The following is an 11,952-nucleotide window of genomic DNA, read 5'->3' as shown; positions in this document are numbered from 1 at the left end:
GCTGAAGGCTTTTCGCCGAAACCCTCCTGCAAGGCAGCGCCGCCGTCGCGGCTCGCTGTCTCACCTGAAAGGTGCCCCCGCCTCCATGAACATTGCCACGTTCTTCCAAAACTATGGCCTGATCATCCTGCTCATCGTGCTCCTGGTGTTCATGTTCTGGAGCTCGCGTCGCCGCACGGCCAAGCAGAAGCTCGAGCAGGAGGAGAAGGCACGTCAGACGGTGCCCGGTGCCGAAGTGCTGCTCCAGGGCGGCCTCTACGGCACGATCGTCTCGTACGACCCCGAGAACCTCGACCAGCCCGCCATCGTCGAGCTCGCGCCCGGCGTCGACATCAAGGTCCACAGCGGCGCTATCCTGCGTGTCGTCACCCCGACTGAGCACACCGTCACCGAAGACGACTTCGTCGACGCCGAGGATGTCGCCGACGGCACTCCCAGCGCGCTGAGCGACCCCGCAGACCCCGACACCGAGTCCGGCTCCAAGCCGCAGGCCTGACCTCCCGCCCGCTCGGGCGTCTTTCAGAAAGCTGACCTTTCGTGGCGACATCCACCCCCGTCCGGCATGCCTGGCGAGCGCTCACCGGCCTCCTCGTGATCACCGCCCTGCTTCTGGGCATCAACGCCCTCGGCGTCTACGTCTTCAAGCAGGCATCCTGGGTCCCCTCGCTCGCGCTCGACCTGCAGGGCGGAACCCAGATCGTCCTGGCGGCCCAGACCGTCGACGGCGTCCCGCCGACCGAGGACCAGATGAACCAGGCGGTCACGATCATCCGCCAGCGCGTCGACGCCTCCGGTGTCGGCGAGGCCGATGTGACCACGCAGGCGGGCAACCAGATCGTCGTCCAGATCCCCGGGCAGGCGGATGAGCAGACCCGCAACCGGATCGAGGCCTCCGCGCAGCTGCAGCTTCGTGCAGTGCTCTACACGGGCCAGCCGGTCAACACCTTCGTCGGCACTGACGGCAAGACCACGCCGTATCCGACGCCGGCCCCGACCCTTGTCGCGACGCCGACGGCCTCGCCGACGAACGGCAGCGACCTCGCGTGGATCACCCCGGCGCTGCAGGCGGAGTTCCTCGCGTACGACTGCTCGAACCCGGCCAACGACGCGGCTTCGCAGCCGAAGGACAAGCCGCTCATCACGTGTGACGCCGGCAACAGGGCCAAGTACATCCTCGGCCCCGTCGAGCTCGACGGGTCGTCGATCACGGACGCGTCGTTCGGCCTTCAGCAGAACAACGGCCTGTGGGCCGTGAATCTCAAGTTCGACGACGCCGGCACGAAGACCTTCGGCGAGATCAGCCAGCGCCTCTACGGCGCCAAGGCACCCCTGAACCAGTTCGCGTTCGTGCTCGATGGGAAGGTGCTGTCCGCCCCGTCGATGAACGCGATCATCCTCGGCGGAGACCCGAGCATCACGGGCAGCTTCACGCAGGAGAGCGCCAAGACCCTCGCGGATCAGCTCAAGTACGGCGCGCTGCCGCTCAGCTTCACCGTCCAGAGCTCGAACTCGATCTCGGCGACCCTCGGCTCGCAGCAGCTGGCGATCGGCGTGATCGCGGGCCTCATCGGCCTGGCCCTGGTGGCGATCTACTCGCTGATCGTCTACCGGGCGCTCGGCTTCATCATCATCGCTTCGCTCGCGGTGATGGGCGTGCTCACCTACCTGACCCTGAACATCCTGGCCTGGCGCATGGGCTTCCGCCTGTCGCTCGCCGGCGTCGCGGGCCTGATCGTCACGATCGGGTTCACGGCGGACTCGTTCATCGTCTACTTCGAGCGAATCCGAGACGAGCTGCGCGACGGCAAGTCGATCACGAGCGCCGTCGAGGACGGCTGGGGTCGCGCCCGGCGGACGATCTACATCTCGAAGTCGATCAACATCCTCGCGGCCGTGGTGCTCTACATCCTCGCCGACGCCACGGTGAAGGGATTCGCGTTCACGCTGGGTCTGACGACCGCGCTCGACGTGATGATCTTCATCCTGTTCACGCACCCCGTGCTGCAGCTGCTCGCACGCACGAAGTTCTTCGGATCGGGGCATCCGCTCTCCGGGCTCGACCCGAAGGCACTGGGCGCCGTGTATCGCGGTCGCGCGCAGTTCCGTGCGCCGATCGCCCCGGCCGCCACCGCCGCCGGGCGCCGCACGGCCAAGTCGCGCGGCGAGGCGGCACGCCGCCAGACGATCGCCGAGCGCAAGCAGGCCGAGCTCGCCGCGGCGACCGCAGACAAGTCCAAACCCGGCACGACGTCCAAGGAGGGAGACGACTGATGGCGCGCTCCATGAGCCAACTCGGCAACGACCTCTACACCGGCAAGACCTCGTTCCCCTTCGTGGGGCGCCGCAACGTCTGGTTCCTCATCGCTGCGATCCTCGTGATCGGCTCGGTGCTGGTGCCGCTCTTCCGCCCGATCCAGTTCTCCATCGAGTTCACCGGCGGGTCGCAGTTCACCGTCAGCGGCGTGGCGACGACCGATCAGTCGATCGCGACGGATGCCGTGCACTCCGTCGTCCCCGACGCGACGACGAAGGTCGTGACGGTGGGCACCGACACCGTGCGCGTGCAGACGAACCAGATGACGGATGCCCAGACCCGCCAGGTGACGGCGGCGCTGGCCGAGGCGTACAACGTCCCGGTCGACCAGGTGAGCGCCTCGTTCATCGGCCCCAGCTGGGGAGCGGATGTCACGCGCCAGTCGCTCTGGGGCCTCGTGATCTTCCTCGCGCTGACCTTCCTGATCCTCGCGCTGTACTTCCGCACCGTGAAGATGTCGGTCTCGGCGATCATCGGCCTCGTCGACGTGCTCATCATCACGATCGGGGTCTACGCGCTGTTCGGCTTCGAGATCTCGCCGGCCGCCGTGATCGGATTCCTGACGATCCTCTCGTACGCGCTGTACGACACGACGGTGGTGTTCGACAAGATCCGAGAGAATACGAGCGAGGACGGCGAGGTCTCAGGGCGCACGTTCGGCCAGTCCGTGAACCTCGCGGTCAACCAGACCCTCATCCGATCCATCAACACGACCGTCGTTGCGGTGCTGCCCACGGGCGCCATCCTGTTCATCGGCGTGCTCTGGCTCGGCGCCCAGACGCTGACGGACCTTTCGCTCGCGATCTTCGTCGGAACGATCGTCGCCGCCTACTCCACGATCTTCGTCGCCGCGCCGCTGTACTCGCTGCTTCGTGAGAACGAGGCCGCGATCAAGTCGCGCGACCAGCGCGTCCTGGCAGCTCGGGCGCTCGCCGGCACTCCCGCCTGAAGAAGGACGCACCTCGCGCGGGCGTAGGATTGTGAGGTCCAGCGGAGTGGAGGGTATCGGATGACCGAAACCGTCCCCCCCGCACAATCCTCGTCGCTGCGGCGCCTGGTGCCCCGCATCTTCTCGCGATCGGCACGCCGAGATGACGTCGAGCAGCTCCTTCGGACAGTGCGGACGCACCATCCGAAGGGCGACCTGTCGATCATCGAGCGTGCTTACTCGGTGGCCGACCAGGCGCATGCGGGGCAGGAGCGCCGCAGCGGAGAGCCGTACATCACCCACCCGCTCGCGGTGGCCCAGATCCTCGCGGATCTGGGACTCGGTCCGCGCGCGATCGCGGCGGCCCTCCTGCACGACACGGTGGAGGACACCGACTACAGCCTCGACACGCTGACGGCCGAGTTCGGCGACGAGGTCGCGATGCTGGTCGACGGCGTCACGAAGCTCGACAAGGTCAAGTACGGCGAGAGCGCGCAGGCCGAGACCGTCCGCAAGATGATCGTCGCGATGTCGCGCGACATCCGGGTGCTGCTCATCAAGCTCGCCGACCGGCTGCACAACGCCCGCACATGGGGTTTCGTGCCACCCGAGAAGGCGCAGAAGAAGGCCACCGAGACGCTCGAGATCTATGCGCCGCTGGCGCATCGCCTCGGCATCCAGACCATCAAGTCCGAGCTCGAGGACCTGTCCTTCGCCGTCCTGCACCCGAAGCTCTACGCCGAGATCGAGAGTCTCGTCCGGCAGCGGACCCCGCAGCGCGAGCAGTACGTGCAGAGCGTCATCGACGCCGTGGACACGGATCTGCGCGAGCTCCGCATCCGCGGCCGGGTCATGGGGCGACCCAAGCAGCTGTACTCGGTGTACCAGAAGATGGTGGTGCGCGGCCGCGAGTTCGACGACATCTACGACCTCATCGGCATCCGGATCCTGGTGGGCAGCGTGCGGGACTGCTATGCCGTGCTCGGCTCCATCCACGCCCGCTGGACGCCGCTGCCCGGGCGGTTCAAGGACTACATCGCCACCCCGAAGTTCAATCTCTACCAGTCGCTGCACACGACGGTGATCGGTCCGGGTGGCCGGACCGTCGAGATCCAGATCCGCACCAACGAAATGCACCAGCAGGCGGAGTACGGCGTCGCCGCGCACTGGAAGTACAAGGAGCGGGTGAACGGCGGCAAGTCCGACGCCAAGGGCCTGGACACCGACATGGCATGGCTCGCCCACATCTCGGACTGGCAGGCCGAGACAGCGGATCCGAGCGAATTCCTCGACTCGCTGCGGTTCGAGATCGGCGCCAAAGAGGTCTACGTGTTCACGCCGAAAGGCCGCGTCATCGGCCTGCCAGCGAGCGCCACGCCGGTCGACTTCGCCTACGCGGTGCACACCGAAGTGGGCCACCGCACGATGGGGGCGAAGGTCAACGGACGCCTGGTGCCGCTGGAGTCCGAGCTCAAGAGCGGCGACGTCGTCGAGGTCTTCACATCGAAGAATCCGGATGCCGGACCCAGCCAGGACTGGCTGACCTTCGTCAAGAGCACCCGGGCGCGCAGCAAGATCCGCGGCTGGTTCACGAAAGAGCGCCGCGAGGAAGCCGTCGAACAGGGCAAGGAGGCGATCGCCCGCGCGATGCGCCGGCAGAACCTGCCGCTGCAGCGGCTGATGAGCCAGGACTCCTTCTCCGAGGTCGCCCAGCAGCTGCGTTACGAAGACGTCACGGCGCTCTACGCGGCGGTCGGCGAGGGCCACGTGTCGACGCAGTCGGTCATCGAGAAGGTGACCGCCCTCGTCAGCTCGAACGACACCACGACCGGACCCATCGACCTCCCCGGGGTGGGTCGCGCGCGGCAGCCGCGCGGCGGCGACACCGGCATCCTGGTGCGCGGCGCCCCCGACATCCTGGTCAAACTCGCCAAGTGCTGCACGCCGGTTCCGGGGGATCCGATCGTCGGGTTCGTCACGCGGGGCAGCGGCGTGTCGGTCCATCGCGCCGACTGCACGAACGTGAAGTCGCTGCAGGCGGACCCGGCTCGCCTGATCGAGGTCGAGTGGGCCCCGACCACGAAAGGGGTGTTCCTCGTCCAGATCCAGGTCGAGGCGCTCGACCGCTCGGGGCTGCTCAGCGACGTCACCCGCGTGCTGAGCGAGCATCACGTGAACATCCTCTCCGCCACGGTCTCGACGACGAACGACCGGCTGGCGCTCAGCCGCTTCGTGTTCGAGATGGGCGACATCGTGCATCTCGACCGCGTGCTCAACGCGGTTCGGCGGATCGATGCGGTTTACGACGTCTATCGCGTGACGTCGTCCTGACCGTCGGCGAAGCGCCGCAGAGCGTCCAGCGCAGCGCGCTTGCGCGGATGCCTCGGGTGACTGTTCAGCCATGCGATCGCGTGATCGACGAGCCCCGGACACGCGCCCGCGAGGAGTCTTGCCGCGCGGACGTGATCGCGATCATCGATGCGCGAGAGGTCGGCGAGTGTGCGGGCCGGGGTGGTCACCCGCACACCGCCGATGACCTCGAGATCGGCCGGATCCACGGACAGGTCGCGGTACACCAGACGCCGATCCGGGACGTGGTGCAGCCTGCGAGGAACCGCACGCTGCACGGTGTGGCGTGCCGGCGGCGCGGGCAGCGCGCCGTGGATCCAGGCGGCCGTCAGATGCGTCGCGGCCAGGACGTCGCCGAGCACAGCCGTCAGTGATCCGGCGCGAAGCGCGGCCGTCTCCACCGCGTCCGCAGGGATGTACGCCTCGCCGAGTTCGACGAGATCCCCGTCGAGACACGCTGCGGTCAGCTCGGCGTGCGAGAGCCGATCACCGGCGAAGTACAGGAACGGGGAGGCCATGAGGGCAGTGTGCCCCAGCACCCGCGCCCTTCCGCCCCGATCGGGACGGCTGTGGAGAACCGATCGCCTGCACAGGTGGGGGAGTCGTCAGCCCCCGAGTGCGTTCAGCCACGACCGCCGAGCCTCGAGCGCCTCGGACGCCTTCGCGATCTTGGCCTTGTCGCCGGTCTTCTGTGCGGCGGCGAGTTCGTCTTCGAGCTTCTCGATCGCCTCGGTGAGCTGACGCGTCATCTCGTTCGCGCGCGCCTTCGTCTCGGGGTTGTTGCGCTTCCAGTCCGACTCCTCCCGCGTGCGCAGACCCTGCTCGACCTTGCGAAGGTCGTCGTCGAGCGCTCGCTCGGCTTCGCGCGGGAAGATGCGGCCGATCTCGTCCCATCGGCGCTGGATGGCGGTGAGAAGCGTTCGCGCCTTGGCGATGTCCCGCTCATCCGCGACGGCCTGCGCCTCTTCGATCAGCGCCCGCTTGGACTCGATCTTCTCGCGCGAGGCGGCGGCATCCGCGCTCTCACGCTCGATGCGCGCGGAGTACAGCGCGTCTCCGGCCGCCTTGAAGCGGGCCCAGAGGGCGTCGTCGACCTTCTTGCCGGCGCGCCCCGCGGTCTTCCACTCGTCGAGCAGCTCGCGGTAGGCCGGGATCCCGTCCTCGCCCTTCGGCGCGAGCGCCTCGGCCCTCTCGACCAGGCGGGTCTTGCGGTCGCGGACGCCCTTGTGAGCCTCGTCGAGCTCGGCGTAGAACTCGCGACGGTGCTTGTCGAACGTCGCGCGCGCATCGCGGAATCGCTTCCACAGCTGCTGCGCCGTCGACTTCGGCAGCCGCGGCCCGTTCTGCTGCTGGGACTGCCACTCGTCGAAGAGGGCACTCACGTCGGCCGAGGCCTGCTTCCACTGCACGGTGCGCGGGTCGCGGGCCGCGATCGCCTCCACCTTCTCCACCAACTCGGTGCGCGTGCGAACCGCGTCGTCGACGGCTTCGCGGGCGGCGAGGGCTTCGGATTGGGATGCCGCGGCCAGCGATTCCGTCAGCACGGCCACGCGCGCCACCAGACTTGCGAGATCGCCGACGGCTGCAGCGCCCTCGAGCTTCGCATTGACCGCGCGCGCGGCGCTTCGCAGATCGGAGGCTGGAGCCCCGCCTCGGCGGTAGCGGACCTCGAGAAGGCCCACCTCGCCGGCGAGATCGGCGTACTTGCGCTCGAAGTACGCCAAGGCCTCTTCGGGGGAGCCGTCAGGGTATTGGCCGACGACCCGCCAACCCTCGCCCTCGCGGACGGAGACTGTTCCGTCTTCCTCGACGCGGCCCCACGCGTCCTCGGCGGAGGCCGGCTTGTCGGCTGCGGCGTCGGTGCGGGGTCCGGGCTCGGGCTCGGGGGAGGAAGGCTCTTCGGCGACGGATTCGTCGGTCTCGGGCTGTTCGTCGGAGGGCTCGGCGGCCACGGGCGTCTCGGCCGCGGGCTCTTCGGCCCGAGGCTCCTCGGCCGGCGGCTGGTCTCCTGCGGGCGGCGCGTCTCCTGCGGGCTCGTCGGCGGGGGGCGCGTCTCCCGCGGGCTCGTCGGCGGGCGGCGCGTCTCCTGCCGGCTCGTCTGCGGGCGGCGCGTCTCCCGCGGGCGGCGCGTCTCGTGCGGGCTCGTCGGCGGGCGGCGCGTCTCCTGCAGGCTCCTCGGCCGCGGGCTCTTCGACCGGAGATTCCTCGGCCATGGGTGCCTCGGCCATGGGTGCCCCGGCCACGGGTGCCTCGGCCTCGGGTGCCTCGGCCTCGGTTTCGTCGGTCGCGGACTCCTCGGACGCGGGCTGATCCGCCGCAGGCTCCTCGGCGACCGGTTCCTCGGCAACCGGCTCGTCGGCGGCGGGCTTCTCCGCAAGAGGTGCGTCGGTCGCGGCTTCGACGGCCGCAGGCTCCTCGGCTGCAGGCTGCTCGGCTTCGGGTTGATCGCCGACTGGCTCGTCAGCCGACGGCTCGTCTCCTGTCGGTTCGTCTGCCACCGGCTCGCCCGCCGTCGGCGCCTCGGCCACCCGCTCATCGGCATCCGTTTCGGCCTCACTCGACTCGGCCAACGTGTCGCGCGCGCCGGCCGATGAGTCGGAAGCGGGAGCGGGCTCCGCACTTACGTCGACGGCGTCCGGCGCGTCAGCAGTCGCTTCGGCGTCGGGCGACGACGGATCGCCGGCGTGCGGCTGGACGGCGCTCGTCGCGGCGTCGCCGGACGGGTCGACGGTGGTTTCAGGAGTGAGATCTGCTGCGGCAGTCACGGGATGCACCTCATCGCGGCTTGCGCCGCCTGTGGGGGATGGACGGCTCCCAAGCCTAGTACGGCCGAGCGGATGCGCTCAGGTCGCCCGATGTCCTCCGACTCAGGGGGTCGGGGTCGGCGTCGGCGAACCCGTCGGCGTCGGCGTCGAGGTCACGGTGGGGATCGGCGTCGAAGAGGGGGTCGGCTCGGGAGCACCGGGACCGGCGACGAAATAGGCCGTCTGCGCCGCGACGACGCCCAGGATCAGAAGGCCGCCGGCGATCCCGGCGAGGAGGTTGTCACGGTTCCGGCGGCGATTCTGGCCTTCGCGGTACGCCTGGCGCGCCCGGTACACGCGCGTCCGCTCGCGCGCTTCGCGCGATCCACGATCCTTGCCGGCGCTCGCCACGGGGCCTCCCTCGATCCCGGACTGTGCCCGGGCCGGGATGATCCTACGTGTCGCCCAGACCTGCGGCCAAACCGCGATCCCGGGTCGCAGGTGGCCGTTAGCCTGGACGGGTGACGAGTCCGACCGCGCTCTTCCAGGGGCAGACGCCTCTTGCTGTGCGGATGCGTCCCACCTCGCTCGAAGAAGTCGCCGGCCAGGACCATCTGCTGCGACCGGGTTCCCCCCTCACGATCCTCGCGAACCCCGACGCGAGTGCCACGGCCACCTCGGTGATCCTCTGGGGACCCCCGGGCACCGGCAAGACCACGCTGGCGCAGGCGATCGCGCGCTCGTCGGGGAGGCGGTTCGTCGAGCTGTCCGCCGTGACCGCAGGGGTCCGCGACGTCCGCGAAGTCATGCAAGAGGCGCTGACGCAGCGCGACCTGTACGGACACTCCACGATCCTCTTCCTCGACGAGATCCACCGGTTCACCAAGGCGCAGCAGGATGCGCTGCTACCCGGCGTCGAGAACGGCTGGGTCGTCCTCATCGCCGCGACGACCGAGAACCCGTCGTTCTCGGTGATCTCGCCGCTTCTGTCGCGCTCCCTGCTGCTCACCCTGCGTCCGCTGACCGATGACGACCTCCGGCTGCTGATCGATCGCGCGGTCGCCGATGCTCGCGGCCTCGCGGGCGGCATCCTGCTGCGGGATGACGCCCGCGACGCACTGGTGCGGCTGTCGTCGGGCGACGCACGGCGAGCGCTGACGGCGCTCGAGGCGGCGGCATCCATCGCCACCCCCGCGGCTGAAGACGATGACGGCACTCCCGAGATCACCCCCGAGAACGTCGCGGACGCCGTCGACCGTGCCCTGCTGCGCTACGACCGGCAGGGCGACGAACATTACGACGTCATCAGCGCGTTCATCAAGTCGATCCGCGGTTCCGATGTGGATGCCGCGGTGCACTATCTGGCCCGGATGATCGAGGCGGGCGAGGATCCGCGCTTCATCGCACGGCGACTGATCATCTCGGCCGCCGAGGACATCGGCCTCGCCGACCCGCAGGCGCTCGTGCTCGCGGTGGCGGCAGCCGATGCCGTGCAGCTGATCGGCATGCCCGAGGGCCGCATCCCGCTGGCCGAGGCGACCGTCTACCTCGCGACGACAGCGAAGTCCAACGCCGCCTACCTGGCCCTGGACGCTGCCCTCGCCGACGTCCGCAACGGAGGCTTCGGCCGCGTGCCCGCTCCGCTCCGCGACGCGCACTATCCGGGCGCGAAGCGCCTCGGCCACGGCAAGGGCTACGTCTATCCGCACGACACCGACGTCGGAGTCGTCGCCCAGCAGCACCTGCCCGACGAGCTGCGGGGCCGCCGCTACTACACGCCGACGAGCCACGGGCAGGAGCGAGACGTGCAGGCGCGGCTCGAGAAGATCCGCCGCATCCTCGAGGGCGGCTGATCCGCCATCCGCGCCGTGGTTCCCTGCCGCACCGCGGTCGCGAGTTGCCTCGACTGGCGGCATCCCCGAGCCCGGATGCCGCCAGTCGAGGAAACTCGGGCCGGTGAGCGGTCCCCGCAGCCCGCTGACCGGCGGCCGACGCCGCTCCCCGCCCTCCCGCATCTTCCCTCGCCCGGCTGCCTCGATCGGCCGCACCGCCATCCCGAGTTGCCTCATTCGGCGGCATCCCCGAACCCGGATGCGGCCACTCGGGGAAACTCGGGCAGGGAAGCGGTCCCCGGCCGCACCTTCATCCCGAGTTGCCTCATTCGGCGGCATCCCCGAACCCGGATGCGGCCACTCGGGGAAACTCGGGCCCGAGAGCAGGCCCTGGCGCGCGCCGCGGGCGTGCAGCCGGTCGACCTCGACGGGCGGAAAGCCCAGGTCTGATAGACTTGACCGGCTCGAAACCCAGTTTTCGGGCATCCCCTTCTCCCACAACACCATCGGCATGCCCCGACGTGCGCGCCGACCGGCAGGGAAGGCGATACGTCCGTGAGCCGCGAAAGACGCGGCCACGTCCATCGGAAGGAACACTTCGTGGCTACGAAGTCCCAGGACCGCCGCAAGGTCCGCCTCTCGCGCGCCCTCGGCGTCGCACTGACCCCCAAGGCCGCCCGCTACCTCGAGAAGCGTCCTTACGCTCCGGGCGAGCACGGCCGCACCAAGCGCAAGCAGGACAGCGACTACGCCGTCCGCCTCCGCGAGAAGCAGCGTCTGCGCGAGCAGTACGGGATCCGCGAGAAGCAGATGCGCAACACGTTCAACGAGGCCCGCCGCAAGGACGGCCTGACCGGTGAGAACCTGGTCGAGCTGCTCGAGATGCGTCTGGACGCCCTCGTGCTCCGTGCCGGCTTCGCCCGCACCACGGCGCAGGCGCGCCAGCTCGTCGTGCACCGGCACATCCTCATCGACGGCCAGACCGTCGACCGCCCGTCCTTCCGCGTGAAGCCGGGTCAGCTCATCCACGTCAAGGCCAAGAGCGAGGGCACCGAGCCCTTCCAGGTCGCGGCCGCCGGCGGTCACGCCGACGTCCTGCCCCCGGTTCCGGCCTACCTCGAGGTCGAGCTCGACAAGCTCCAGGCCCGTCTCGTGCGTCGTCCCAAGCGCGCCGAGGTTCCGGTCGTCTGCGACGTCCAGCTCGTGGTGGAGTACTACGCAGCGCGATAGCGCCGCGCCCGGAGTGGCGCGTCAGCGCCGCGTCCGAGCGGGCACAGCTCGGTGACGAGCGAAGAACGACGGGCGTCGGGTATCACCCGGCGCCCTTCGCCATTTCCGCATACGATGGGAGGCGCCGCGCTCCGGCGGCCTCCCGAGGAAGTGAAGACATGAAGAACGTGCTGTTGTTCCTGCTCGGCGTGGCCAGCGGATTCGTCCTCGCACACCTCGTCAACAAGGATCCGCGTGGTCACGAGCTCCTCGCCGAGGTCGACGCGCGCATCGGCGCCTTCACCGATCGCATGGGAGACGCCTACCGCGAGCAGGAGTCCCGCATGATGGGCATCGTCGACGAGGTGAAGGATGCCGCAGCCGAAGTCGGCGCGACTGCCAGGGCCGCGGCAGCCGATGCCGTCGCCGGCGCGAAGGCAGCCGCGTCGGATGCGGTCGACAGCGCCAAGTCCGCGGCATCCGATGCCGTCGACGCCACGGCGGACGCGGCGCGCAAGCTCACCGACTGACCCGAACGACGCGTCGTCCCCCGTCAGGGGATGCGATCGCGCGCAC

Annotated in this window: 10 protein-coding genes; 7 read left to right on the top strand and 3 right to left on the bottom strand. The window is 69.4% G+C overall.

From position 1 onward, the window contains the following. Positions 1-85: 85 nt before the first annotated feature. The 4 genes from ABD212_RS05605 to ABD212_RS05590 are packed head-to-tail and all read left to right on the top strand — an operon-like array spanning position 86 to position 5,573. Complete coding sequence (locus ABD212_RS05605) at positions 86-496, top strand: preprotein translocase subunit YajC (RefSeq protein ID WP_344092066.1); 411 nt, start codon at positions 86-88, stop codon at positions 494-496. Positions 497-537: 41 nt separating this feature from the next. Further along, positions 538-2,271, top strand: a complete 1,734-nt coding sequence (secD, locus tag ABD212_RS05600; protein ID WP_344092064.1) for a protein translocase subunit SecD — start codon at positions 538-540, stop codon at positions 2,269-2,271. Further along, on the top strand, positions 2,271-3,263 hold the full coding sequence (gene secF / locus ABD212_RS05595; RefSeq protein WP_344092062.1) for a protein translocase subunit SecF: 993 nt from the start codon (positions 2,271-2,273) through the stop codon (positions 3,261-3,263). Before secD ends, secF begins: the two co-directional genes overlap by 1 nt. A 60-nt stretch (positions 3,264-3,323) precedes the next feature. Further along, entirely contained in the window at positions 3,324-5,573 is a 2,250-nt protein-coding gene (locus ABD212_RS05590; protein WP_344092059.1) for a RelA/SpoT family protein, read from the top strand. Here ABD212_RS05590 and ABD212_RS05585 read toward each other — a convergent pair. The 3 genes from ABD212_RS05585 to ABD212_RS05575 all read right to left on the bottom strand — a co-directional run bounded on the left by ABD212_RS05585 (position 5,552) and on the right by ABD212_RS05575 (position 8,746). Continuing rightward, on the bottom strand, positions 5,552-6,109 hold the full coding sequence (locus tag ABD212_RS05585; RefSeq protein WP_344092057.1) for a type IV toxin-antitoxin system AbiEi family antitoxin: 558 nt from the start codon (positions 6,107-6,109) through the stop codon (positions 5,552-5,554). The two genes, ABD212_RS05590 and ABD212_RS05585, sit on opposite strands and share 22 nt — an antisense overlap. Before the next feature lie 87 nt (positions 6,110-6,196). Next, positions 6,197-8,356 (bottom strand): DUF349 domain-containing protein, encoded by a 2,160-nt coding sequence (locus ABD212_RS05580; protein ID WP_344092055.1) that lies wholly within the window; start codon positions 8,354-8,356, stop codon positions 6,197-6,199. Positions 8,357-8,458: 102 nt separating this feature from the next. Beyond that, positions 8,459-8,746: a dioxygenase gene (locus ABD212_RS05575; protein ID WP_344092053.1), complete on the bottom strand. Its 288-nt coding sequence runs from the start codon at positions 8,744-8,746 to the stop codon at positions 8,459-8,461. Positions 8,747-8,907: 161 nt separating this feature from the next. Here ABD212_RS05575 and ABD212_RS05570 point away from each other — a divergent pair, with 161 nt between their 5' ends. The 3 genes from ABD212_RS05570 (at position 8,908) to ABD212_RS05560 (ending at position 11,906) form a co-directional block, all read left to right on the top strand. Further along, positions 8,908-10,188 (top strand): replication-associated recombination protein A, encoded by a 1,281-nt coding sequence (locus ABD212_RS05570; RefSeq protein WP_425561242.1) that lies wholly within the window; start codon positions 8,908-8,910, stop codon positions 10,186-10,188. Positions 10,189-10,767: 579 nt separating this feature from the next. After that, positions 10,768-11,397, top strand: coding sequence for a 30S ribosomal protein S4 (rpsD, locus tag ABD212_RS05565; RefSeq protein ID WP_344092049.1), 630 nt, complete (start codon positions 10,768-10,770; stop codon positions 11,395-11,397). A 158-nt stretch (positions 11,398-11,555) separates the two neighbouring features. Next, positions 11,556-11,906 carry an ATPase gene (locus ABD212_RS05560; RefSeq protein ID WP_344092047.1) on the top strand — a complete coding sequence of 117 codons (351 nt, stop codon included), beginning with the start codon at positions 11,556-11,558 and terminating at the stop codon, positions 11,904-11,906. Positions 11,907-11,952: the final 46 nt, after the last annotated feature.

This window comes from Microbacterium deminutum (genome assembly GCF_039530205.1).
Lineage (GTDB): Bacteria > Actinomycetota > Actinomycetes > Actinomycetales > Microbacteriaceae > Microbacterium > Microbacterium deminutum.
The sequence above is the reverse complement of the archived record's forward strand: the minus strand, read 5'-3'. Positions and strand labels throughout refer to the sequence as shown.

Bases quoted from the DNA above. Each gene is read 5' to 3' on its own strand.
- ABD212_RS05605 (WP_344092066.1), top strand. From the start codon at position 86: ATGAACATTGCCACGTTCTTCCAAAACTATGGCCTGATCATCCTGCTC.
- secF (WP_344092062.1), top strand. From the start codon at position 2,271: ATGGCGCGCTCCATGAGCCAACTCGGCAACGACCTCTACACCGGCAAG.
- ABD212_RS05590 (WP_344092059.1), top strand. From the start codon at position 3,324: ATGACCGAAACCGTCCCCCCCGCACAATCCTCGTCGCTGCGGCGCCTG.
- ABD212_RS05585 (WP_344092057.1), bottom strand. From the start codon at position 6,109: ATGGCCTCCCCGTTCCTGTACTTCGCCGGTGATCGGCTCTCGCACGCC.
- ABD212_RS05570 (WP_425561242.1), top strand. From the start codon at position 8,908: ATGCGTCCCACCTCGCTCGAAGAAGTCGCCGGCCAGGACCATCTGCTG.
- ABD212_RS05560 (WP_344092047.1), top strand. From the start codon at position 11,556: ATGAAGAACGTGCTGTTGTTCCTGCTCGGCGTGGCCAGCGGATTCGTC.